The sequence below is a fragment of the Lacipirellula limnantheis genome, assembly GCF_007746075.1.
GTDB classification, from domain to species: Bacteria; Planctomycetota; Planctomycetia; order Pirellulales; family Lacipirellulaceae; genus Lacipirellula; species Lacipirellula limnantheis.
Genome location: NZ_CP036339.1, coordinates 2,228,871 through 2,251,212 on the forward strand (window position 1 = coordinate 2,228,871; position 22,342 = coordinate 2,251,212).

The following is a 22,342-nucleotide window of genomic DNA, read 5'->3' on the forward strand; positions in this document are numbered from 1 at the left end:
TTCCTTTGTGCCGTCGTGCCTTGGTGGTTAGTCTTCTAGGACGCTTCTATGAAAACGCTGCTCAGCAAAGAAGAACTTCACGACGGCGTCGCCCGGATGGCGGCCGAGATTGAGCGGGCGTTCGAGGGACGGCAGCTCACCATCGTCGGCGTGCTTACCGGCAGCGTCGTGCTGGTAGCCGACCTGATTCGGTTGATCCACCAGCCGATGCGCGTCGGCGTGATTCAGGCGAGCAGCTACCGCGGCGCCACGACGACCCGCGGCGATCTGACGATCAACAGCGAGCTGATGCTCGACATCACCGGCCGCGACGTGCTGCTGGTTGACGACATTTTCGACACGGGCCACACGCTGGAAAAAGTCGTCGCCAAACTCCACGATTTCGGCCCGGCCAGCGTCCGCTCCGCCGTGCTGCTGCGGAAAGAAGGGCGGCAGGAGTCGACCTACGAGCCAGATTTCACGGCGTTCAACATTCCCGATGAATTCGTCGTCGGATACGGCCTCGACTACGAGGATATGTATCGCAACCTGCCCTACCTGGCGGCGCTGGAGCCGGACGACTTGGAACGGCATCGTTCGCTCTAGCCGGCCTTGTTCGACTGACGGCAGGTATTTCTGTCGCGACGTTCTATTTGTCGCGGAACTCATTTTTGGCGACAGAATGCCCAAGACGTCGGAGTTGCGCGATTGCGGGTCCGACGAACTCGTTCGATACTCGGCAGTTGCGTTGCGTGACGTTCGCATAAGTCATTTCTGTCGTTTTGATTTCTGTCGCGACATAATTCGCTGGGCGATCGCGGCGACAGAATGAATTCGAGGCTACGGCAATCCTCAGCCCCCCGTTCCAAAGCTTCTTCAACTGCGATCGCGATGCGCCCTTACCATTGAGAACACAGAGGCCACAGAGAAGGCGACCCCTGGGTCATCTCCCTTCGCTGTTCTCTGTGATCTCTGTGGTCAAAATCGCTATCTGCTAAGCATTGCCAAGAATCATGGCGGTTGAATCGGCGTCGTCCTACGGTGTGCTACCCCCCGGCGGAGCCGAGGGCTAAAGTTGCCGACGCCGCTTGGCGAGCGTGGTCCGCGCGGCATGGTTCGTTCTAGCGGAGAAAGGGAATCCTGTGCAGCTGGCCAATTTGGCCATCTTGACAAGCTTTCCGCGAGACTCGCCGGCGCTAGAGCGCGCCGGAGGAGAACTGCTCGGGCAGGAGAGCCGCAAGCGTCGTCGTGCGCGTCTTGGTCGGATCGTCGGCGTCGATGAGGATCACTTCCATCGCGGGGCCGAACTCGCTGAGGACCTGCCGGCAGGCGCCGCAGGGAGAGTGCCCGCCGCTGGAGACGACCGCGACGGCGACGATTTGTTTGTGCCCCGCGGCGACGGCGGCGCCGACGGCGACGCGCTCGGCGCAGATCGTCAGGCCGTAGGAGGCGTTTTCGACGTTGCAGCCGGCAAAGATCTCGCCGCCGGAGGTGAGGACTGCGGCGCCGACTTGGAATTTGGAGTAGGGGGCGTGGGCGTGGGTGCGGACGGCGAGCGCGGCGGAGCGGAGAGTTTCGACTGGCAGCGGCGTCATGGTTCAATTTCTCTCTTGGTAGGCCAACCGTAGTCGAGCAGTTGCTCATCTCCTACTGCCGTGTCGATATTTTGTGCTATGCGAGGAATAAAGCAATCGCATCCAACGGATATAGGCGGGCGATTGTTTTCATGCGGCGTGAAACGCTGCTAGAATCATTGTGGAGGATAAAACATGGCCGACTTCAATTCGTTATTGAATGCTGCCCAGCATTTAGGGGCCGATGACCAATTGCGTTTGTTCAACGCTCTGTGGGATATCGTGCCGGCTGATGCGGACGTCGCGCTGCATGAAGATTGGGCTCCCGAGTTGGAGCGTCGCGTGGCTGCAATCGAGGCCGGGGAGATGAAGTTGACGCCTTGGTCGAGCATCCGGGACGCGGCGTTGTCGCGAATTAGGCATGATATCGCTTGTTAACATGGACGCCTCAGAAGGGGTAAGAGATGATGAAACGTCATCTCCCAATCGCCCTGATCGTCGTCGATTTCTGCGATTTTCGACGCGCAGACTCTTGCTTGCCGTAACTCTAGTTTCGCTCCCTTGCGCTTGGGTTAGTCGCCGTCTGATCGCTTCCCGTATTCAGGCGGAAGCCGTTCTCGCGTTGACGGAGCAAGGCGTGAGCATTGGATATCTGCGTGAGTGGGATCGCGTTAACGATCGATTCTCCGGCGCCGGGCCGCCGGGGCCCGCTTTCCTTCGTGAATTGTTTGGCGAACACTTTTTCCTTGTGCCGGACATTTTCATCGTCGATAAATTCCATGGGGAGAAGGAAGCATTAGCCCTTCTCACCGAGTTACCGACGCTCACAGGTGGCGGAATTGTGGATACGCCAATTGGAGATGAGATTATTCCAATCTTGACGCAACTTCATCGTATTGAAGATTTAAGTCTCTATGGAACGAAGGTGACTGATCGCGGCATTCTTCGGCTAACCGAATTGCCGCGACTGAAGAATCTGATAGTGAGCAAGACGCTCGTTACAGAAGAAGGCGTGCATGAATTTCAACGACGTTGCCCAGATTGCGTCGTTCATCGGGAGAATGACGACAGCGACGAGTAGTTGCAGCCGCGGTTGGAAGCAACGATAGGCGAGTCCTTACCCAACGCGATCCAGAATCAGCGGTCCGACCGTCGGCGGTTCGTCGGCGACTTGGATCGCTTCGAGCAGCGTGTGGCGGACGCGTTCGGCGATCATTGGTGTGGCGAAGATGCGGGCCAGCGGTTGGCCGGCGTCGATCTTGTCGCCGAGGCGAGTGAGCATTTCCAAACCCGTGGAATGGTCGAGCGCGTCGCTGAGGACTTGGCGGCCGCCGCCCATGGCGATGATCGCTTTGCCGAGGAGCTCGGCGTCGATGCGGGCGAGGTAGCCGCTGCGGGGGCTCGCGAGATCGCTCGTGGGAGCGATGGGGCGGGGGGCGTTGAGGTCGCCGTTTTGGGCGGCGATCATCTCGGCGAATTGCTCCAGGGCTTTGCCGGAGTCGATCGTTTGCTGCAGAGTTTGGATCGCTTCCGCGCCATTCGTCGAGTGCTTTGACGACACGAGCACCTCGGCGCCTAATGCGAGCGTGCACTCCATGAGGTCGGCGGGTCCGTTGCCCTGCAGGGCGGCGATTGATTCGTCGACCTCGACCGCGTTGCCGGCCATGCGTCCGAGGGGTTGATTCATGTCGGTGAGCAGCGCCGTCGTCGCAACGCCCATTCGCTTGCCGGTGGCGACGAGCGACTGGGCCAGCGCGCGGGCGTCGGCCTCGGTCTTCATGAAGGCGCCGGTGCCGAATTTCACGTCGAGCACGAGCGCGTCGAGTCCCTCGGCGAGTTTCTTGCTCATGATGCTCGCAGTGATGAGCGGGATGGAGGGGACGGTCGCCGTCACGTCGCGCAGGGCATAGAGCTTGCGGTCGGCGGGGACGAGATCGGCGGTGGCGCCGGTGATGACGCAGCCGGTTCTCGCGACGACGGCGCGGACTTCGTCCATCGTCAGATTGGTGCGGAAGCCGGGGATCGCTTCGAGCTTGTCGAGCGTGCCGCCGGTGGCGCCGAGGCCGCGGCCGGAGATCATGGGGACTTCGAGTCCGCAGCAAGCGAGCATTGGGGCGAGGAGCAGCGAGGTCTTGTCCCCGATGCCGCCGGTGGAATGCTTGTCGACGCGCGGCACGCCGTCGTCGGGCCACTCGAAGCGGGCGCCCGAGGCGAGCATGTGGTCGGTGAGCGAGGCGGTCTCATCGGCGGTCATACCGTTGAGGTAGATCGCCATCGCGAGGGCCGACATCTGGTAATCGGGGATCGCGCCGCGGGCGTAGCCGCCGATGAACGCGGCGATCTCGGCGTCGGTGAGGGGCTCGCGATCGCGTTTCTTTTGGATGATCCAGACGGGGTTCATGTTCTTTGGCTCTGGAAGAATGATCTCACGCAAAGGCGCGAAGGCGCAAAGAAGAAGAAATTATAAACGTTCTGGTAAGACCAGCGATTGAATCATGCTCTTAGGCTCGGCCGGGAATTGTATTCCTTCGCGCCTTTGCGCCTTTGAGTGAAATACCTCTTACAGCGTTTCCACCACGCCGCGGACGATGGCGCTGAGTTTGGCGCCGGCGGCGGCGGCGACGGTGAGCACTTCGTGGCCGCAGGTTTCGCCAAGCGAGTCGGGGGAACCGACGTTGGTGATCGTCGAGAGGCCGAGGACGCGTAGACGCGCGTGGACGGCGGCGATCACTTCGGGCGTGGTCGACATGCCGACGGCGTCGCCGCCGAGGCGGCGGAGCATGCGGTACTCGGCGCGGGTTTCGTAGTTCGGGCCGAGGACCGAGGCGTAGACGCCGCGATGGAGGACGAAGCCTTCGCGCATCGCGATTTCGACCGCGCGGCGCTGAAGCTGTTTGTCGTACGGCGCGCACATGTCGGGGAAGCGCGGGCCAAGGGCGTCGTCGTTCACGCCGATAAGCGGGTTCTTGAACATCAGGTTGATCTGGTCGTCGATCAGCATCACGTCGCCCGTGCCGTACTGCGGATTGAGGCCGCCGGCGGCGTTCGAAACGATGAGCGTGCGGCCGCCGAGCGCGGCAAGGAGGCGGACGGGGAGCGAGGCGGTCTCGGCCGAGTGGCCTTCATAGAGGTGGAAGCGGCCCTGGAAGGCGACGATCGGGGCGCCGGCGAGCGCGCCGCAGACCAAGCGGCCGGCGTGGCCGATGGCGGTGGTGTGCGGGAAATGGGGGAGGTCGGCGTAGGGAATCGTCGCGGCGGCTTCAATCTCATGCGCGAAATCGCCGAGGCCGGAGCCGAGGATGACGCCAGCCTTGGGCGTGGCGTTCCAATGCGTGCGCACGAAGGCGGCGGTTTCGGCGATCTGCGAGGCGAGATGGAGCATTGCTCTTGCGCGGGTTCTTTTGTTAACCACGAAACACACGAAAAGGACGAAAGTGAAATAATTGAAGGAGTACTTCTCAACGAGGAAGAGAGCAAGTACGGGATTGGCTTCTCTTGCTTTCTCCTCTTCTCGTTTCTTTCGTCTGTTTCGTGGTTGACTCACTTCTCGGAAGCACGCAACGCTATGCCCGCTGCGCTTCGTGCTGGAGGACGGCGAGGACTAACGCTCGTAACTTTGGCTGGGCGGAGTTCGCAAAGGCGATGATCTCGTGGATGTCGGCCGGCTTCAAGGCGTCGGGGAGGCACATGTCGGTGATCACGGAGAGGCCGAAGACGCGGAGGCCGGCGTGGACGGCGACGATCACTTCGGGGACGGTCGACATGCCTACCACGTCGGCGCCGATCATGCGGAGGAAGCGGTATTCCGCGCGCGTTTCGAGGTTCGGCCCCGTGACGGCGACGGTAATGCCGCGGTGGGCGACGAAGTTTTCGCGGCGGGCCGTTTCGAGGGCGACTTCGATCAGCTCCGGGGTGTAGGGCGCCGACATGTCGGGGAAACGCGGGCCAAGGCGGTCGTCGTTCACGCCCACTAGCGGGTTGTCGCCCATCAGGTTGATGTGATCGTCGATCACCATGACGTCGCCCGCCTTGTAGTACGGGTTCATGCCGCCGACGGCTTGCGACACGATGAGCGTCTCGGCGCCGAGGGCCTTCATCACGCGGACCGGCAGCGTGATCTGCTTGAGCGGGTAGCCTTCGTACTGATGGAAGCGGCCTTCCATCGCGACGACCGGCACGCCGGCGAGTCGGCCGCAGACGAGGCGACCGCGGTGGCTGGTGGCGGTGGATCGCGGGAAATTGGGGATGTCGGGGTAATCAATCGCGACGGGCGATTCGATTTCGTCGGCGACGTTGCCCAGGCCGGTGCCGAGGATAATTCCGGCGCGGGGCGTTTCGTTCCAACGCTCACGGACGGCGGCGGCGGCGGCTTCGATCTGCAAGTATAGTTCTAGCATATGGGGCGTGAGGCGGAGTCTTGCGTTGTGCTGAATGTGGGAGCGGGGAGATTAACCACTAGTATGCTCCGCCGCTTTGGGCTGCTTCGCCCCGTTCGCCGGCGGCGATCGATGCGGTGGCACTGGTACCCAGTCGCGTGGCGCCGAGGGCGACGAACTTCTGGGCGTCGGCGAAGCTGCGGATCCCGCCGGAAGCTTTTACTTGGACGGCTGGGCTGCAGGCGGTGCGCATCAGGCGGATGTCGTGCTCGGTGGCGCCGGTGGCGACCATGCCGCCGCCTTCACCCTTCACCATGCCGAAGCCCGTGGAGGTTTTCACGAACGCGGCGCCGGCGGCTTCGCTGAGTTCGCAGAGGCGGCGTTTGACGTCGTCGTTGGGGAGCAGCCCGCACTCGAAGATGACTTTGGTGATGGCGCCGTTTGCAGTGGCGACCTCGACGACGGCGCGGATGTCGTCGCCGACGAATTGCCAGTCGCCGGCCAGCGCCCGGCCGATGTTCACCACCATGTCGACTTCGCGGGCGCCTTGGACGACGGCGATCTCGGTTTCGCAGACCTTGGCGCCGGTGGTCGTGCCGCCGTGGGGGAAGCCGATCACGGTGCTGGGGACGACCTTCGAGCCAGCGAGCAACTCCGCGGCGAGGGGGACCATCGAGGGCTTCACGCAGACGCTCGCCACGCCGACTTCCATACAGAGTCGGCAGGCCTCGTGAAGGTCGTCGTCGGTTTGGGTGGGCTGGAGAACGGCGTGGTCGATAAGAGCGACGATCGACATGGGGCGGCGGCTCAAGGGCGGGCTAGCGGGGGAGGGCGGGGCCGGACCCATCGTAGCGAAACGTCGGGGGATTCGCTATCAGATTCAACCGTCAAGGAGCCTAGGAAATGTGGGGAAGTTTGCCCACTAAGGCACGAAGGCGCTAAGGAGTCGGCGAGGAAATCGGAAAGAAAGCAGCAGGTTGCCATGCCGTCATCAGCAATTTCTTGGTGCATCCTCCGCGCCTTTGCATCGTGGTGGTCATTTCCCGTTTCAGCGGACCGATTCGCCGCCCGACATCGTAATGAAGGCCACGAACGCGTTGGGGTCGATCTCCTCGCGGGTGAACTCGACGCGGCCGTCGGCGAAGCTGATGAGGATGCCGCCCGGGTGAAAACCGTAGGGTTGCGAAACGTTGTTGCAGTTGATGATCTGCGACGTGTGGCAGAAGTTGTTGATGCTCATCCAAGTCTCGGGGCTGGCCCAACGGAAGCGGCTATTGATGGCGCGGTTTTCTTCGCCGTTGTAGAACAGCGGGGCCGGGTCGGCGTTGCGTTGATACCACCCGAACATAAAGGGCTTGGCGACAGACTCCATGTAGAGCGACGTATTGGAGAGGCCGTCGGTCACTTCGGCGGAGTCGGTGCGTCGGCGGTCGGTGGCGAGCGGGGGAACGGTATCGAGGAAATCGTACTGCAAAACGTTGTCCCAGCCGCGGTCGAGTTCGGGGAGATTGTTCTTGCCATCGACGAGTTTGGCGGCGATCAGGGGGGCGAGACTTTTCGGGCCGGAGGGATCGACTCGATTGGCAGCGCAGTAGTCGGTCGCGTGGCGGGCGACCTGAACGACAGGCGACGAGGGGCAGATCAGAATGCCGCCGAGGTCTTGCTTGGTGGCCTGTTCGTTCTTGGAGCGGGACGTGTCGTCCCAATCCCAGTCGAGATTAATCTGTTCAAACTTGTTGCCTTGCTCGAAATGGGGCAGGAGGAACGTGATACCGTTGTGCGTGGCGAGCGCCGGCATGACGCCGGTCGGCGGTTCGCCGTCGCGGTCTTGCGCGGCGGGAGCGAAGTAGCCGCGGGACGATTCAAAGTTGAGGGCCGCGAGGGCGAGGTTCTTGAGGTTGCTCTGACAGTTGCCGCGACGGGCCGCTTCGCGAGCGGCCTGGATGGCGGGGAGTAGCAATGCGATGAGAATCGCGATGATGGCGACGACGACCAGGAGCTCGACCAGCGTGAAGGCAGGCGCCAATCGTGCGCGAAGGCGGCGGCGAGACATTGGACGTCCTCAGTTTTCGAGGTAGCGACGAATGAGTGTCGCGCGTCCAATGCTGACAAGAAGCACGTCCCTTGTGGGCGTTAAGGTATCAAAGTCTTTTACTAGATTCAAATAGAGAAGGTGGAATTGAACAAAAAACGGCAGGCAGCTCGATGGCTGCCTGCCGTTTTCTGCTATTTATGCAGCGTTTTTGCTACTGCGGTCGCCCGAATTGGGGTTTGGACGTAAAAATTTAGCCGCGTCGGCGAATCGCAGCGACCCCGACGAGGGCAATCCCGCCGAGCGCGAGCGTGGCTGGCTCGGGGATGACGACGTCGCCCGTGATCGTGGCATTGTCGATGCGGCTCGTGCCGCCGGCGGCGACGGAGCCGCCATTGATCGACGTCGTGCCGACCTGGATGAGCCGGAACGTTGCCAGCGGAATGCTGTCCAGGGCCGTAATGGCGCTCAGGTCGAAGTCAAAATGAGCCGTGGGCGGATTGACGAACGCTGGCGCCGCTGACCACGCGGCATTGATCAAGCTGTATGTACCGAAGTCGGTAAAACTCACGCCGTCGGTGCTATAAGCGATCTTGAAGTCTTTAGGGCCGGTATTGCTGCCGGTCGCGTCGAAACTGACCTTGATGTTTTCAAAGCCGGCGGTCGTTGACGAGAACTGGAAATAATCGCCCGTGGTCCAGGTGTTGACGCTGTAGGCATTGTCGGAGGCTGGGCCCGACGGCGTCGTCCAGTCGCTAGCTGCCGAGGCATGCACGCCGACAAGCGAACCCGTGCCGGTGGCCGCGGCCACCGTCGGGCCGACCGCACTGTCGATAAGATCGGCAGGCGTCGTTGCACCTTCGATCGTCCACTGGGCAATGATGGCGGCGTGGGACGCCGGCCCTAGCGATGTCACAGCAAGTGCCGACGCGACGAACGCGGCGGCTAAACTCAAAACCTTCATTAGACTTCTCCTTTGGTGTCAACCAATGAAAACGGACAGCGGATGCCAACGGCGCTCACTTAGCTCCCAATCCGGAAGGCGTTGGGAGGCTAAGGTCCAGCGTACGCGCACGACATGAAGAATTCAGGTCCATCATAGCGAGAGATCGACGAACTTCTAACTTATTCGTTACGCGCGTCATGACCGGACCAAACGGAATGCGGTACGCAAACCGGGCGCCGCGGCGAGGCGGGCGTGTCCCGCAGGAGACTTTTCTCTGGAATGGGTTCGTAAATGCATGCTGTAAAAGGGGTTGCAGCCTCCTGGCCACCCATGCTCGCGAAGAGGGGATACAGACGGGCCTGCCCGGTTTGTCGGCGCCGGTCGGTTTTCCCAGGGCAGTGTCCGAGCCGCCCCCTAATACTGGAAGTGCTTGATCTGCTCTCCTTGCTCGTCGATTTTGCTCAGCGACTCGATGCCGATCTCCAAATGCACGTCGGACCAGTCTTGGCTGACCTTTTGGTCGCTGAGCTGCGTTTTCACCCCTTCGGGCGTCATCGGCAGGTCGGAAACGAGCAGCAGCGCTCCGCGGGCGATCTGATTCTTGTGGCCGACGGCGAAAATGGTCGCCGTTTCCATGTCGATGGCGATCGGCGTGTATTCAATCAGCTGCCGGCGAAAATCGTCGTCATGCTCCCAGACGCGGCGATTGGTGGTGTAGACGACTCCGGTCCGGTAGTCGAGATGGCGATTGACCAGCTTTTCGGAGACGAACTTGTGGAGCTTGAACGAGGGAAGCGCGGGCACGAGCTTCGGCAGATAGTCGTCGGACGTTCCTTCCCCGCGGATGGCGCCAATAGGGAGGATGAAGTGGCCGATTTCCGTCGAACGCTTAAGGCCGCCGCATTTGCCCAGGAAGAGGACCGCCTTCGGGGTATAGGCGGTGAGCAGATCCATCACCGTCGCCGCGTTGGGCGAGCCGATGCCGAAGTTAATGATTGTCAGGCCGTCGGTGTTCGTCGCGGCCTGCATCGGGCGGTCGATGCCGTAGACCGCGCAGCTGAATTTCTCGGCGAATCGCGTGACGTAGCCGCGAAAGTTGGTGAGGAGGACGTATTCGCCGAACTGGTTCAGCGGCATCCCGGTGTAACGTGGGAGCCAGTCTTGGACGAGATCGAGCTTCGTGATCATTGGCTTACTTGGTCCATGGTCAGTAGTCCTTTGTCAGTTGCTTTCAATGGGCCATCTTACCGCGACTGACAACTGACGACGGACAACTGACAAATGCTCAATAAACGCGGTGATTGGGATTTGACTGCCACTCGAGGAACAGCTTCTTGCATTCCTCGGGCAGCAGACCGGGAATGAGTTTCAGCTTGCTGCCGCCCTGTCGCAGCAGTTCGGCGGCGGGGAACTGGAGCTCGTTAAAACCTCCCAACGCCGCGTCGGCGATCGTCGCGCCGTAGTAAACCGTATCGACCCGGGCCCAGTGGAGGGCGGCCATGCACATCGGGCAGGGCTCGCAGGTGGTGGCGACCACCGCCCCTTCCAGGAAGATGTTCTGAATCGCCCGATTGGCCGCCCGGATGGCGTTCACCTCGGCATGTGCCGTGATATCGGTGGTGAGGACGACCGTATTGTGCTCGTTGGCGATAACGCGGTCGCCGACTGCAATGGCGCAGCCAAAAGGGCTTTGGCCACGGGCGAGGCCTTCGCGGCAGCGCTCGATGGCCAGCCGCATGAGGTCTTCGGGGGGAATCATGAGGGTGCTCCGAGAAACGGGCGAGGGCGAGGCGGATTAGTGTATCACGCCCCCCGATCGAACCAAGCTCAGTGGATTACCGCGTGGGGCGAGCCATTTGTGCGGCGGAGGGGTTCAATTCACGTGGGGTCCGCCCCGCTCGCATCGGCAAATTTGCCGGCGGCGCCCGCTTCGCCCATAATGCAAGGCTGTGGCGAGCCACGTCGGAAGGCGACTGCCCCCGCCAATCTCGCCTCTGCTTCCCTCCGCTTCGCCCAGAGTTCCGATGGACGCCGGTCAGATCTTGCTCAAGCACGGCCTGCTTTCCGATTCGGAGCTTTCGCGCGCCGTCGATGCTCGTACCAACGGTGCGCGCGTCGACCAGTTGGCCGTCGAGATGGGACTCGTGGGCGAGGCTGATGCGCTGCGAGCGCTTGGGCTGGAGACCGGGGTCGACTTTCTGGACCTCGAAGGGGCGTCGGTCGACTTGACGCTGCTGCAAACCTTCCCGCCTAAGCTGATCCACCGCCACGGTCTGTTTCCGATTGAACGCCGTCGCGGCGCCGTCGTAGTTGCCACTTCCGATCCGCTAAACCTCTACCCGCTTGACGAAGCGGCTGCGGCTCTGGGCTGTCCGATCATTCCGGTGGTCGCCACCCGCGAGGCGATCGCCAAGCGGATCAAGACCCATCTCGGCGTCGGCAGCGAGACGATCGAAGGGCTGCTCGCCCAGCGGGATGAGGAAGAAGTCGAACTCGTCGACGGCCTGCAACTCGAAGACGGCGAGATCGCCGCCGAAGTGCAGGAGGCGTCGGTCGTTCACCTAGTGAACGAAATTTTGCTCGAAGCGATCGACTCGCGCGCGTCAGACGTCCATATCGAATCGCAGCCCTCGGGCGTGAAGGTGCGCTACCGCATCGACGGCCTACTGCAACAGCAGCCGACGCCGCCGGAGATCAACCGCTTTCAAGCGGCGATCATCAGCCGTTTGAAGATCATGGCGCGGATGAACATCGCCGAAAAGCGCCTGCCGCAGGATGGGCGCATCAAACTGAAAGTTCATGGCCGCGAGGTCGACGTCCGCGTGTCAGTGATTCCGATGCTGCATGGCGAGGGCATCGTCATGCGTATTCTCGACAAGGGGAAGATGGAGTTTTCCCTCGAGAAGCTGGGCATGGCGCCGCGGATGAAGGCGGCGTTCGACCGGCTCATCCGCATGCCCCACGGGATTATTCTGGTGACGGGCCCGACCGGCTCTGGCAAGACGACGACGCTGTACAGCGCGCTGGTCGGCATCAAGAGCGAAGATACGAAAATCATCACCACGGAAGACCCGGTCGAATACCAGCTCGAAGGGATCAACCAGATTCAGGTTCATCCGAAGATCGGGCTGACGTTTGCCGCGTCGTTGCGGTCGATCTTGCGGCACGACCCCGACGTGGTGCTCGTGGGCGAAATCCGCGATCACGAAACGGCGGAGAACGCGATCCAGGCGTCGCTCACCGGTCACTTGGTGTTCAGCACGCTCCACACGAACGACGCGCCGAGCGCTTATACCCGGCTGGTCGACATGGGGATCGAGCCGTTCCTGGTGGCGAGCACCATTGAAGGGGTGATGGCCCAGCGTCTCGTGCGGCGGCTCTGTACGAAGTGCCGCGAAGAGTATATGCCGAAGCGGGACGAACTGCCTGACGACTTCCCTTGGGAAGAGTACCAGGCGCTCGACCGTCCGATTTACCGCAACACGGGCTGCCGCAGCTGCCGCGGCTCCGGGTTCGCCGGGCGGCAAGGGATTTTTGAGCTTTGCGAAACGACCGACGGCGTGCGGCAGCTGGCGCACGACCGCGCGAGCAGTTGGGAGATTCGCAAGATCGCGCTCAAAGAGGGAATGCGGACGCTTCGCGACGATGCCTGGCACAAAGTGCTGGAGGGAATCACGACGGTCGACGAGGTGCTGCGGGTAACGAAAAGCGATCGGATGTAGAAGGGAATGGGGAATGCCGAATGGGGAATGGGGTAGGACGGGGAGACGTGGATGCGCAACCAGGAGTTGAGCAATCGTACGAAGCAAGTCGCTTTGCGGGTGATGAGATTGTTTTCCGCATTGCCCCATTCGGATTTGGCACGGGTTATTGGCAACCAATTGCTTCGATCTGGGACATCCGTTGGCGCCAACTACCGCGAAGCTAGCCGGGCGCGTTCTGACGCTGAGTTTATCGCTAAGCTGGGCATCGTTGAACAAGAACTAGATGAGACAATCTATTGGATGGAGCTACTTGTTGATGGAGACATAGTCACTGCTGTCCGTCTCCGCGAACTGAGAGTTGAAGCGGAAGAGTTGATGAAGATCATTGTTAGCTCCATCAAGACAACCAAATCACGGTGAGTCCTCCGTTTTTCCCCATTCCCCATTCAGCATTCCCCATTTGTAATGCCCGACTTTGCGTACATAGCTCGAACCACGACAGGCCAGCGCGTCGAAGGCGTGTTGTCTGCCGGTACGCAGCGCGAAGCCTTGCTGGCTCTGTCGGGAAAAGATCTCTTCCCCGTTCAGGTGAAGGCCTCGGGCGGCAAGGTCGCGCAGGCGGGGTCGCTGAAGGTTCGCCCGCAGGCGATGTCGCAGTTCTACGTCCAGATGGCCGCGCTGCTGCGGAGCGGGGTGCCGCTGCTGCGGTCGTTGGAAGTGTTAGGTCGACAGTCGACCAATCCAACGCTCAAGAAGATCGTCGATGATCTCCACGCTCGCATTACCGAGGGCGATTCGCTCGCCGAGGCCATGGCGCGGCATCCGCGCGCCTTCAACGATCTATCGCGCAGCATTATTCGCGCGGGCGGGGAAGGCGGGTTCCTGGAGGAAGCTCTGGAGCGCGTGGCGAAGTTCACCGATCAACAGGCCGAACTCAAAGGCCGCGTCATGGGGGCGATGGCGTATCCCATTTTCCTCGCGGTGTTCGGCGTCACGATCGTCACCGTGCTGGTGATCTTCTTCGTGCCGAAATTTGAAGACCTCTTCGCACGATTGCGGGCGAAGGGCGAACTGCCGGCGCTCACCGATTGGTTGCTGTTCGTGAGCGACAGCGTTCATTCGTACGGCCTCATCATCGCGGTCGTCGTTGCGGGGGTCGTGCTGCTGGCGCGCAATCAACTGCAGACCGAACAAGGGAAGTGGTGGCTCGACCGCGTGCGGTTGAAGATTCCGCAAGCGGGGACGATTTACCAGAATCTCGCCGTTTCCCGCTTTTGTCGCGTGCTCGGCACATTGCTCGCCGGCGGCGTGCCGATCGTGCGGTCGCTGAAGATCAGCAGCGATTCGACGGGCAACCGCGTGCTGGCGGCGGCGATCAATGAGGCGGCTGATAACATTACGGCGGGCCAGTCGCTGGCGACGCCGCTCGGGGCGAGCGGCCACTTTCCGCCAAACGTCGTCGAAATGGTTGCCGTGGCCGAGCAATCGAACACGCTGGAAACGGTGCTGACGAACATCGCCGACTCATTGGAAAAGGAAACTTGGCGTCGGCTCGACCTCTTCGTGCGGCTGCTGGAACCGGTGCTGCTGCTGGTCCTGGCGTCGGCGGTGCTGGTGATCGTAGTCGCGCTGATGCTCCCTATGCTAAAATCCGCGATGGCGATGTGAGCGAAACGATATCGCGGTCGTTGAACAGAACCACCAAGGCACGAAGACATGAAGGAAAGCACGAAGCGGGGGGAAGGCAAGGATTCGAGTTTGAGCGCTTGATATGTTTTTTGTTAAGCAGAAGACCGAGCCACACCCGTCTTACCTGAATGGATCAATGCATCAATCTATTTCCTCTTAGTGTCTTTCTTTGTGTCTTCGTGCCTTCGTGGTTAGGTATTCATTGGTAAGTATTTCCCACCAGCGGCTTCGCGCAACGGCTTTCCTCGTCGTCGCCAGCCGCTCCAGACCTCCCCAGGCAAGTGAGAGGAAAGGATTTGTCATGACTGGAAGCAGAGTGACCAACCGTCGGGCCCGCCGCGCCACCGGTTTTACCCTTATCGAAGTTCTCCTGGTGCTGATCATCCTGGTGATTATCGGTTCGCTGGCGGTGAATGTCTTCACCGGCACGCAGGACAAGGCGAGCATCAACGCCGCTAAATCGAACATTCCGCTCGTGCGGACCGCAATCGACATGTATCGCCTGGATATGAACAAGTACCCGACGAAGCTCGCCGACCTGTGGGAGCAGCCCAGCGACACGTCCGCTTCTGACAAATGGGCGGGCCCCTACATGGAAGAGTTGAAGGCTGACCCGTGGGGCAATGAGTATCAATACACCGCCGAGGGGAAAAAGAACGCCAATAAGTACGATTTCTGGTCGAACGGTCCCGACGGTCAGAGCGGCTCGGAAGACGACATCGGCAACTGGGAGTAACCGATGCCGACGCCCGGCGCCATTGCGGCCCTCAACCAACCACACGCGCACTTCAGCCCTCGGCTCCGCCGGGGGGGAGCGTTAGGTAGGACGACGTTGAATGGCATGGTGACCGACCACAGGGCGGAGCCGGGGGCTGCCAATCCGCACGGCATGACGCTCATTGAAATCCTGGTCGTCCTCGCGCTGTTGGTAATCATTGGCGGCCTTGTGATCCCCGTATTCACCGGCAGCATGGCGTCGGTGCGTTTGCGCCGCGCCGGCGATCAAGTCATCACCGGTTGGTCGCGGGCCCGGGCGGAAGCGATCGAAACGGGGACGCCGTACCAGTTTCGCTTCACGCCGAACACTGGGACATTTGTCGTTGAACCGTGGACGGGCCTACTCGGCACGACAGGCAGTTCCGCCGGTGGCGCCGCGGCTGCTGGGGCAACGACCGCCGCCGCGACCGCGACGACCGGCAGCGGCGCCAACTCCACGACCGCCGCGACTGCGGCGGCCGGCGTTAGCACCGTCACCAACGCATCGCTGCCGGAAGAGATCGTCTTCCAGAGCGGCGAACTGGCAGTCGAGGATTTTCAATCGGGCGAGCGGAGCGTCGGATCGCTCCAAGACGCCCAAGCGTCGCTATCGGCGCCGATTCTGTTCTTCCCCGATGGGACCGCGTCGGAAGCATCGATCCTGCTGACTAACGGCAAGCAGCAGTTTGTCCGCGCGTCGGTCCGTGGCCTGACCGGCGTCGGGCGGGCGAGTGCGATCCTCAGCCAAGAGGAACTGCAGCGCGCTGATCGACGTAAGTAAACTGAACCTGGCTAACATTTGAAGTCTGCGGCTCTCTCGCCCAGATGGCGAGGGGACTAGAGGAGCAAAGAGAATCGCAGATCGCCGATCATTCACTTCTATGGTCCGAATCATTGATCATCGCGGCTCCTCAATTCGCGGCCCGCAGCGGCGCCGTCCAGCCTCTGCGTGCGGCCATGTGGCAGCATCGCGCGCGTTCACGCTCCTCGAAGTGATCCTCGCCCTCGTCGTGCTCGGCGCGGCGCTCGCCATCTTCGGCGAGGTGATGCAACTAGCCAATCAAAACGCCGCCGACGCGCGGGCCGAGACGCAGGCCCAACTTCTCGCGTCGTCGCTGATGGACGAAATCCTCGCCGGCTCGATCGACGACTCCCCCGCGAATCGCCAGCCGCTGGAAGTCGACGACGACGTGCAGTGGATTTATTCAGTGAGTACGGGGACAGCAACGGTCGAAGGCGTTTATCCGCTGATCGTTGAAGTAGAGCAAGATATCGAAGCCAAGTTCAACCCCGTCAAGTTTCGCCTCGTGCGTTGGATGTCGACCACTCCCGAGGGAAGCGAAGCTGACGAAGAGGCCGACGCCAACGCGCAGCAGCAATCGCAGCAGGGCCAGAACCAGTCCGGCGGCGCACAGCAAGGCGGGTCGCAAACGTCGGGCGGCGCGGGGCAAGCTGGCGGCGCTGGCGCTGCGGGAGGGCCGCAGCGATGATCCGCCGTGCGTTCACGCTCATGGAAATCGTGCTCGCGATCGCCCTCACATCGGTGGTGATGTACCTGCTGATGACCGCCGTCGAACTTTACATGATCCGCGTCGATTCGAGTCGCGGCCGCGTCGAGTCAGCGCAGTTGGCGCGGACGATCCTCGATCAGATGGCGGCCGACCTCGCGGCGCTGCGACTCGATCCGCCGGCTGCCGCGGCGAGCGGCGGGGGCGGCCAGCCAGGGCAGGGAGGCCAGAACGGCGGCGGCAACCAACCGGATCAGTCGCAAACCGGCGGGCAAGGTCAACAAGGAATTGGCGGCGGCGGAACTGGCAACAACGCCGGCAGCGCTAGCGGCAGCTCCGGTTCAACTGCCGGAAGCGGCCCGGCGCCGACGTCGATCCACGGCATTTTCGGGACGGCTGAAGAACTCCGCATCGATCGCGGGGCGCCGCCGAATTGGTCGCGGGCGAGTCGGCAGGTCGATCCGACCGAGCCGACGAGCGCCAGCGACTTGCCGCGCACCGTGCGCTACTACCTCGGCGACGGCAACGCGTTGTCGGCGCAAGAATTCGCCCAGCAGGGAGTCAACGTCGAGCAGGAGCCAAGCGGATCAGGCCTTTACCGAGAGCTTGTCCCGACGGCTTCCCTCAGCGCCGACGCCGATCCCCTTGCCAGCCCGGCGAGCCGCGACGGGGCGAAAGTCGAACTATTGGCCCCCGAGGTCGTGAAGCTTGAGTTCCACTATTTCGACGGCGAGCAATTGGTCGACGAGTGGGACGTCGTTGAAGATGGGGGGCTGCCGGCCGGCGTTGAAATCTTGCTCACGATTCACGAACCGAACTACGGCCCGAGCGACGACGCCAATCAACCACGGAGCCGCACTGGTTCGCAATATGCAGAGAAAGATCTCGTGGTCTATCGCCGGTTCGTGCGTCTGCCAAAGGTAAGTCCGCCGCAGCCCGCGACGGCGCTGTTGCCCGCGCCACAGCAAAATGGCGGGGGCGGCCAGCCAGGGCAGGGAGGCCAGAACGGCGGCGACCAAAACGGGGGAAGCCAAGGCGGTACTGGGAATCAGGCCGGCGGCGGTCAAAATGGCGGCGGCCAGAGCGGCGGTGGCCAGAATGGCCAAGGCGGCAATGGCGGCGGCGGGCGACAGGGAGGCGGCAATGGCAGATAAATCTAAACGTCGCCGCGGCAGCGTCCTCTTCATGGTCCTCGTCGTCGTCGCGCTCCTCACGCTTGGCACCGCCACCTATCTCGAGTTGATGCAGAACGAACGCCAAGCCGTTCGCCACCATGGCCGCGGCTTGCAGGCGGGGCGACTGGCGGAGTCGGGCGTCGAGTACGCCCGCGCGCTGATGTCGCTCACTCCATCCGAACTGCTACAGTCAGGCGGGCTCGCCAGCAATCCGACGTCGATGCAGGCGATCGTCGTCGACGATGAGGGAGACGAGTTCGACCGCGGCCGCTTCTCGATTATTTCGCCCGCGCAGGTCGACGGCGTCTACTCGGGTTATCGCTTCGGGTTGGAGAACGAATCGGCCAAGCTCAACGTCAACACGCTCTTGGCCGAGGGCGCTGAGGAGCAGGCCCAAACGCGGCTGATGGCGTTGCCAGGAATGACGGTCGAGATTGCCGACGCGATTCTAGATTGGCTCGACGCCGACGCGTCGCCGCGGACTAACGGCGGCGAGGCCGATGCGTACGCCCAGGCGATGCCTCCTTATGAGCCGCGCAACGGTCCCATCGCCGATCTCGATGAGTTGCTGCTCGTGCGCGGCGTCACTCCCGAGTTGCTCTACGGCATCGACCAAAACCGCAATCTACTGATCGACGCCGCCGAGTCACCGCGAGGAATGTTGCTGGAGATCGACAACGCCGACGGGCTGCTCAATCGCGGCTGGTCGGCGTACCTCACCACGACCAGCGTCGAGGCGATGCAGCCTGCCGCAGCGGCGGCCAGCGGCGCCTCGACCTCAGCGGGCGCAACGACGCTCGACCTCAACGGCCAGAATCTGCAAACGCTGTATAACAGCCTGAAGGGGACGATCGGCGACGACAAGGCGAAGTTTCTCATCGTCTACCGGCAGTACGGTCCGCTGCAGAATCAGCAGCAGCAAGGCGGCGCGGGGGTGGCTGGCCGCGCTGGCGGCGCCAATGCCGCGGGCGCCGCGAACGCGGGCAACGCGAACGCCGGCGGAGGCGCGGGCGGGCAGCAGGGGATCCAACAGATTCAAGATATCCAGGCGATTCAAGATACCGGCGGGCTGAACAATCAGCAGGGTGGTACCCCCAACGGCTCCGGCCAACAGCCTGGCGGCGCGGGCGGGCAGGGGCAGAATCAAAACCAGACCCCGATCGAAATCGAAGCGGCCGGGATCATGTTGAAGTATGAACAGCAGGGACAGACTCAGATCAACTCCCCGCTCGATCTGGTCGGCGCACGCGTCCAAATCCCTGCCGCCGATAGCAACCCGCCGCAAAACGTCGACTCGCCGTGGGGCGCCGACGTCAATTCGTACCGCGAGTTGCTCAAGCTCTACGACGCGGCCGCTCCGCCGGCGGGCGTCCGACGCGTCGCCGGCAGGGTGAACCTCAACGCCGCCTCGCGGGTGGTGCTTGGCTCAATTCCAGGCCTCCCGGCAGCCGCAGTCGGCAAGATCGTGAGCCGCCGCGAGGTTGAACCCGACCTGAACGGCACGGATCAACGCCATCCAGTGTGGCTGCTGATCGAGGGGATTGTCACCATCGATGAGATGCGGCAATTGGAGCGGTATGTCACCTCTGGCGGCGACGCCTTCAGCGGCCAGGCCGTAGGGTTCTTCGACGCCGGGCCGGCGGCTGCGAGACAAGAGTTTGTCGTCGACAGATCGGGGACGACGCCGCATGTACGATTGCAGCGAGATTTGTCGCCGCTGGGCCGCGGATACTCGACGCTTTCGCTCGGCGTCGAGTCGAGTGACGCGCCTTAGCGACTGGCCGAGATGCGCCGCTCGCGCCGCCGCGTCGCAACTTGGCTAGTTGGGCACTTTTTGCGGGCCGCGGCAGCCGTCCCGGACCGAGCTTTGGGCTGCGCAACGGCTTGGATCGCTGGTTACAATAGAGGAGCCGACTCGATTCCCGCCTTCCGCCCCCCCGCCGTCACGCCCGCGACTTCGCTATGTCTCGAACATTGGGCATCAAGCTTTCCTCTGCCGACGCGATTGCCGTCGTGGTGCGGGGCGGCGAACGCTTGGAGATTGAGCGGGCCATCCGCATCGCACTCCCCGGCGGTGCTGACGGCGCCGCACGGGGTCGAGCTCTTCGCGAAGGACTCGCGGCGTTGAAGTTGGGAAGAGTCGCTGCCGTACTAGCCATCCCGCGCGGCGATTTGGCGGTCCAGAATCTCGACCTGCCGCCGATGCCGGCCGACGACTTGCCCGATCTCGTGCACCTCCAGGCGGAGCGCGACATTCAGCTATCGGAAGATGGCGAAGGATTTGATTTCTTGCCGTTGGCCGGCGACGAAGAGCGTCCCTATCGGGTGCTTGGCGCCGGAATGGCGGGGGCACAGTGGAAGACGCTGCGCGCCACGTGCGACGCCAGCGACCTGAAATTCCACCGGGCCGTGCCCGAGCCCTTCGGCTGGGTCGAGCTCGGACGGCGAGCCCTCGGCGCCCGCGACGCGGACGCGCTCGGCGTGTTCTCAGCGATCATAGACCGTCAGGCCGTGGTCTGGGCCGGCAGGGGAGACGACCTGCGCCTCATTCGCACGGTGTGGCTGCCAGCGGACGACAACGCGGCCGCCGATGCTGCCGCGCTGGGGAATGAGATCCGGCGCACGCTGCTTTCTCTGGCGCAAGGGCACGACGCGGCTGAGACGAGCCCACGCTGCTTTTACCTCGGCGAGAACGCCGATGAAATTGCCGGCGAACTCGGGGCGACGATTTCTAAGCCTGTCCAAGCGTCGCCGCTGGAGAAACTGGTGAATGTGGATGGCGGCGTCGACTTGAAGTCGGTCGGCCTGAGCTTGGTCGACGTGGCGCCGTTGGCGGCGCTCGCAGCGGCGGCAGGCGAAGGGCGTGGCGCGCCGCTAGATCTGCTCCATCCCCGCCGGCGCCCGCCGGCGCCGAGTCGCGCCCGGACGTATGCTCTGGCCGCGGCCGCCGCTGTGGCAGGGATCGCGATGATTGGCTGGCAGGGCTACCGCAATATTCGGGGCCCGCTCGAACTGGCCGAGGCGGCCGACGCCGAGCGCAAGGCACTTGCGCCGACGCTCGAAGCCTACGCGGCCGATGAAGCGAAAGCGGCCGCGATCCGTACCTGGCTCGGGCAGTCGGCGAATTTGCTCACTGAGTTCGATCACCTGAGCCAGCGTATGCGGCCCGAACCGCTGGCGAGCGAGAAATTTCCCGCCGACCAGGACTTGGTTCTCACTCGGCTAACGCTGGCGAATCGGCTGCTGACTTTCGATGCAGCTGCCAAGAGCAACGACGCCATCCAGCCTGCCGAGCGGCGGCTGCGCGAGGGAAGTTACCGCGTCGACCGCGGCGCCGTTGAGCCAAAAGCCGAGGGCGTCCCGGGCTACAGCGTCAGCGTGACGGAAACAATCGAGCGCGTGGAAGCAGCGCCAAACTCGACCAGTCGCGCGACTCCGGCCGCGGGAGCGACGCCATGACCAGTCGCGAGAAAATGCTGATCGGCGCCGTGGCGGCCGCCGGCGCTTTGTGGTTCGGGACGCAAGGGCTGACTCGCTATCGCGAAGCAGTCGACCGCCACACGAATCTGCAATTGGAGGCCGAACGGGCGCTTAGCGAAGCCCGCACCGCCGAACTGCGGGGTCAGCGTGCGCGCAAGCAGGTCAACGAGTGGCGTAATCAATCGCTGCCGACCAATCGCGAAGTAGCGGAGTCGCTTTACCAGGATTGGCTGCGCGCTCAACTCACCGGAGCCGGGATGACGGTGACGCAGATTGCCGACAAATCGGGAAGTGCGCGCAACCCGCAATTCGCCGAGGTGGCGGTCGAAGTACGGGCGGAAGGCTCGTTGGCGCAGCTGGCCGATTTCCTCCACCGCTTTTACTCTGGCCCGCATCTCCACCGGATCTCCACCGCCACGATCACCGCGGCCGACGGCGGGCAAAAGCTGACGTGCGGGATGACGGCGACCGCGCTGATTCTGCCCGACGCGAAGCGGACCGATAAGCTGGCGGAGGGGGAACCGCAACCGATCGAAGGGGTGAAATCGCTTGACGAAGTTCGCCAGCGATTGACCGACCGCAATCTGTTCGTCGCCCACGCACCCAAGAGCGGCGGCGAGGCGTCGGCGGATACTAGCGCTGCCGAGGCGGAATTCACCGGGGCGGTTTACGGGTCGGATGGCTGGCAGAGCTGGGTCCGCAACAAGACCTCGGGCGCGGTTTCCCGCTTCGAAGTGGGCGATGCGATTGAGTTCGGCACGCTCAAGGGGAAAGTCGTCGAGATCGAGGATCGCCGCATGGTGATCGAGACCGAGAAGGGACGCGTCGAGTTGCGGGCTGGCCAGAATTTCAGCCAGACGACATTGCTTGCGCCGCCAGCGGCCTGAAGCCTCAGGCCGGCGCCGCTAAGCCAAGCCGTCATTCTGACCGCAGCGAAGAAGCCGTAAGCTCACGCGGTACGCGAGCCAGGATCCTCCGCTCCGCGCAGGATGACGCGCCGCGTCGCTCGCGACAGTGATTTCGTCGGCGACTCCTCAGTGCCAGCAATGCTGGCTTTCTCAAAGGGGAATCTCAGCGCGGAATAACTGGCGTACTGGGTAAACCTTGCCGATTATTCCGATTG

General features: G+C 62.8%; 22 protein-coding genes. 13 read left to right on the top strand and 9 right to left on the bottom strand.

Annotated elements, in window-relative coordinates; all coding sequences use genetic code 11:
- Positions 1–48 precede the first annotated feature (48 nt).
- On the top strand, positions 49–585 hold the full coding sequence (hpt, locus tag I41_RS08725) for a hypoxanthine phosphoribosyltransferase (protein WP_145432180.1): 537 nt from the start codon (positions 49–51) through the stop codon (positions 583–585).
- A 590-nt stretch (positions 586–1,175) separates the two neighbouring features.
- Here hpt and I41_RS08730 read toward each other — a convergent pair.
- The gene (locus I41_RS08730) at positions 1,176–1,574 is read right to left on the bottom strand and encodes a cytidine deaminase (RefSeq protein WP_145432181.1); all 399 of its coding nucleotides are present in this window, start codon (positions 1,572–1,574) and stop codon (positions 1,176–1,178) included.
- A gap of 174 nt (positions 1,575–1,748) precedes the next feature.
- Between I41_RS08730 and I41_RS08735 the strand changes: the two genes are divergently transcribed.
- A complete protein-coding gene (locus I41_RS08735) occupies positions 1,749–1,991 on the top strand; it encodes an addiction module protein (RefSeq protein WP_145432182.1) in 243 nt (80 codons plus the stop codon).
- 1 nt (position 1,992) lies between these two features.
- Complete coding sequence (locus I41_RS08740) at positions 1,993–2,634, top strand: hypothetical protein (protein ID WP_145432183.1); 642 nt, start codon at positions 1,993–1,995, stop codon at positions 2,632–2,634.
- A gap of 36 nt (positions 2,635–2,670) precedes the next feature.
- Here I41_RS08740 and I41_RS08745 read toward each other — a convergent pair whose 3' ends face one another.
- From I41_RS08745 to I41_RS08780, 8 genes are all read right to left on the bottom strand, one after another.
- Positions 2,671–3,954 (bottom strand): thymidine phosphorylase, encoded by a 1,284-nt coding sequence (locus tag I41_RS08745; protein ID WP_145432184.1) that lies wholly within the window; start codon positions 3,952–3,954, stop codon positions 2,671–2,673.
- 159 nt (positions 3,955–4,113) lie between these two features.
- A complete protein-coding gene (locus tag I41_RS08750) occupies positions 4,114–4,935 on the bottom strand; it encodes a purine-nucleoside phosphorylase (RefSeq protein WP_145432185.1) in 822 nt (273 codons plus the stop codon).
- A 181-nt stretch (positions 4,936–5,116) separates the two neighbouring features.
- Positions 5,117–5,950, bottom strand: a complete 834-nt coding sequence (locus I41_RS08755) for a purine-nucleoside phosphorylase (protein WP_145432186.1) — start codon at positions 5,948–5,950, stop codon at positions 5,117–5,119.
- A gap of 58 nt (positions 5,951–6,008) precedes the next feature.
- Positions 6,009–6,725, bottom strand: a complete 717-nt coding sequence (deoC, locus tag I41_RS08760) for a deoxyribose-phosphate aldolase (protein WP_145432187.1) — start codon at positions 6,723–6,725, stop codon at positions 6,009–6,011.
- A gap of 252 nt (positions 6,726–6,977) precedes the next feature.
- On the bottom strand, positions 6,978–7,982 hold the full coding sequence (locus tag I41_RS08765; protein WP_145432188.1) for a DUF1559 family PulG-like putative transporter: 1,005 nt from the start codon (positions 7,980–7,982) through the stop codon (positions 6,978–6,980).
- A 232-nt stretch (positions 7,983–8,214) separates the two neighbouring features.
- Positions 8,215–8,925 carry a PEP-CTERM sorting domain-containing protein gene (locus I41_RS08770; RefSeq protein WP_145432189.1) on the bottom strand — a complete coding sequence of 237 codons (711 nt, stop codon included), beginning with the start codon at positions 8,923–8,925 and terminating at the stop codon, positions 8,215–8,217.
- A gap of 396 nt (positions 8,926–9,321) precedes the next feature.
- The gene (locus I41_RS08775; protein WP_145432190.1) at positions 9,322–10,095 is read right to left on the bottom strand and encodes an AMP nucleosidase; all 774 of its coding nucleotides are present in this window, start codon (positions 10,093–10,095) and stop codon (positions 9,322–9,324) included.
- Between the two features lie 97 nt (positions 10,096–10,192).
- Positions 10,193–10,666, bottom strand: a complete 474-nt coding sequence (locus tag I41_RS08780; protein WP_145432191.1) for a nucleoside deaminase — start codon at positions 10,664–10,666, stop codon at positions 10,193–10,195.
- A gap of 265 nt (positions 10,667–10,931) precedes the next feature.
- Between I41_RS08780 and I41_RS08785 the strand changes: the two genes are divergently transcribed.
- The 10 genes from I41_RS08785 (at position 10,932) to I41_RS08830 (ending at position 22,106) form a co-directional block, all read left to right on the top strand.
- Positions 10,932–12,629, top strand: a complete 1,698-nt coding sequence (locus I41_RS08785) for a GspE/PulE family protein (protein ID WP_145432192.1) — start codon at positions 10,932–10,934, stop codon at positions 12,627–12,629.
- A 51-nt stretch (positions 12,630–12,680) separates the two neighbouring features.
- Entirely contained in the window at positions 12,681–13,031 is a 351-nt protein-coding gene (locus I41_RS08790) for a four helix bundle protein (RefSeq protein ID WP_145432193.1), read from the top strand.
- Between the two features lie 45 nt (positions 13,032–13,076).
- Positions 13,077–14,279: a type II secretion system F family protein gene (locus I41_RS08795; protein ID WP_145432194.1), complete on the top strand. Its 1,203-nt coding sequence runs from the start codon at positions 13,077–13,079 to the stop codon at positions 14,277–14,279.
- Between the two features lie 322 nt (positions 14,280–14,601).
- Positions 14,602–15,036 carry a type II secretion system major pseudopilin GspG gene (gene gspG, locus I41_RS08800; RefSeq protein WP_145432195.1) on the top strand — a complete coding sequence of 145 codons (435 nt, stop codon included), beginning with the start codon at positions 14,602–14,604 and terminating at the stop codon, positions 15,034–15,036.
- A 3-nt stretch (positions 15,037–15,039) separates the two neighbouring features.
- Positions 15,040–15,837, top strand: coding sequence for a pilus assembly FimT family protein (locus I41_RS08805; protein ID WP_145432196.1), 798 nt, complete (start codon positions 15,040–15,042; stop codon positions 15,835–15,837).
- A gap of 100 nt (positions 15,838–15,937) precedes the next feature.
- Positions 15,938–16,546 (top strand): type IV pilus modification PilV family protein, encoded by a 609-nt coding sequence (locus I41_RS08810; protein ID WP_145432197.1) that lies wholly within the window; start codon positions 15,938–15,940, stop codon positions 16,544–16,546.
- Entirely contained in the window at positions 16,543–17,718 is a 1,176-nt protein-coding gene (locus I41_RS08815; RefSeq protein ID WP_145432198.1) for a PulJ/GspJ family protein, read from the top strand. Before I41_RS08810 ends, I41_RS08815 begins: the two co-directional genes overlap by 4 nt.
- Positions 17,708–19,513: a type II secretion system minor pseudopilin gene (locus I41_RS08820; protein ID WP_168206775.1), complete on the top strand. Its 1,806-nt coding sequence runs from the start codon at positions 17,708–17,710 to the stop codon at positions 19,511–19,513. The genes I41_RS08815 and I41_RS08820 overlap by 11 nt, the downstream gene beginning before the upstream one ends.
- Before the next feature lie 188 nt (positions 19,514–19,701).
- Positions 19,702–21,198, top strand: coding sequence for a type IV pilus biogenesis protein PilM (locus I41_RS08825; RefSeq protein ID WP_145432200.1), 1,497 nt, complete (start codon positions 19,702–19,704; stop codon positions 21,196–21,198).
- Positions 21,195–22,106: a mechanosensitive ion channel family protein gene (locus tag I41_RS08830; RefSeq protein WP_145432201.1), complete on the top strand. Its 912-nt coding sequence runs from the start codon at positions 21,195–21,197 to the stop codon at positions 22,104–22,106. Before I41_RS08825 ends, I41_RS08830 begins: the two co-directional genes overlap by 4 nt.
- Positions 22,107–22,342: the final 236 nt, after the last annotated feature.

What these genes read in the sequence shown, in the direction of transcription:
- hpt (WP_145432180.1), top strand. Translation starts at nt 49, where the DNA reads ATGAAAACGCTGCTCAGCAAAGAAGAACTTCACGACGGCGTCGCCCGG.
- I41_RS08730 (WP_145432181.1), bottom strand. Translation starts at nt 1,574, where the DNA reads ATGACGCCGCTGCCAGTCGAAACTCTCCGCTCCGCCGCGCTCGCCGTC.
- I41_RS08735 (WP_145432182.1), top strand. Translation starts at nt 1,749, where the DNA reads ATGGCCGACTTCAATTCGTTATTGAATGCTGCCCAGCATTTAGGGGCC.
- I41_RS08740 (WP_145432183.1), top strand. Translation starts at nt 1,993, where the DNA reads ATGGACGCCTCAGAAGGGGTAAGAGATGATGAAACGTCATCTCCCAAT.
- I41_RS08745 (WP_145432184.1), bottom strand. Translation starts at nt 3,954, where the DNA reads ATGAACCCCGTCTGGATCATCCAAAAGAAACGCGATCGCGAGCCCCTC.
- I41_RS08750 (WP_145432185.1), bottom strand. Translation starts at nt 4,935, where the DNA reads ATGCTCCATCTCGCCTCGCAGATCGCCGAAACCGCCGCCTTCGTGCGC.
- I41_RS08755 (WP_145432186.1), bottom strand. Translation starts at nt 5,950, where the DNA reads ATGCTAGAACTATACTTGCAGATCGAAGCCGCCGCCGCCGCCGTCCGT.
- deoC (WP_145432187.1), bottom strand. Translation starts at nt 6,725, where the DNA reads ATGTCGATCGTCGCTCTTATCGACCACGCCGTTCTCCAGCCCACCCAA.
- I41_RS08765 (WP_145432188.1), bottom strand. Translation starts at nt 7,982, where the DNA reads ATGTCTCGCCGCCGCCTTCGCGCACGATTGGCGCCTGCCTTCACGCTG.
- I41_RS08770 (WP_145432189.1), bottom strand. Translation starts at nt 8,925, where the DNA reads ATGAAGGTTTTGAGTTTAGCCGCCGCGTTCGTCGCGTCGGCACTTGCT.
- I41_RS08775 (WP_145432190.1), bottom strand. Translation starts at nt 10,095, where the DNA reads ATGATCACGAAGCTCGATCTCGTCCAAGACTGGCTCCCACGTTACACC.
- I41_RS08780 (WP_145432191.1), bottom strand. Translation starts at nt 10,666, where the DNA reads ATGATTCCCCCCGAAGACCTCATGCGGCTGGCCATCGAGCGCTGCCGC.
- I41_RS08785 (WP_145432192.1), top strand. Translation starts at nt 10,932, where the DNA reads ATGGACGCCGGTCAGATCTTGCTCAAGCACGGCCTGCTTTCCGATTCG.
- I41_RS08790 (WP_145432193.1), top strand. Translation starts at nt 12,681, where the DNA reads ATGCGCAACCAGGAGTTGAGCAATCGTACGAAGCAAGTCGCTTTGCGG.
- I41_RS08795 (WP_145432194.1), top strand. Translation starts at nt 13,077, where the DNA reads ATGCCCGACTTTGCGTACATAGCTCGAACCACGACAGGCCAGCGCGTC.
- gspG (WP_145432195.1), top strand. Translation starts at nt 14,602, where the DNA reads ATGACTGGAAGCAGAGTGACCAACCGTCGGGCCCGCCGCGCCACCGGT.
- I41_RS08805 (WP_145432196.1), top strand. Translation starts at nt 15,040, where the DNA reads ATGCCGACGCCCGGCGCCATTGCGGCCCTCAACCAACCACACGCGCAC.
- I41_RS08810 (WP_145432197.1), top strand. Translation starts at nt 15,938, where the DNA reads ATGGTCCGAATCATTGATCATCGCGGCTCCTCAATTCGCGGCCCGCAG.
- I41_RS08815 (WP_145432198.1), top strand. Translation starts at nt 16,543, where the DNA reads ATGATCCGCCGTGCGTTCACGCTCATGGAAATCGTGCTCGCGATCGCC.
- I41_RS08820 (WP_168206775.1), top strand. Translation starts at nt 17,708, where the DNA reads ATGGCAGATAAATCTAAACGTCGCCGCGGCAGCGTCCTCTTCATGGTC.
- I41_RS08825 (WP_145432200.1), top strand. Translation starts at nt 19,702, where the DNA reads ATGTCTCGAACATTGGGCATCAAGCTTTCCTCTGCCGACGCGATTGCC.
- I41_RS08830 (WP_145432201.1), top strand. Translation starts at nt 21,195, where the DNA reads ATGACCAGTCGCGAGAAAATGCTGATCGGCGCCGTGGCGGCCGCCGGC.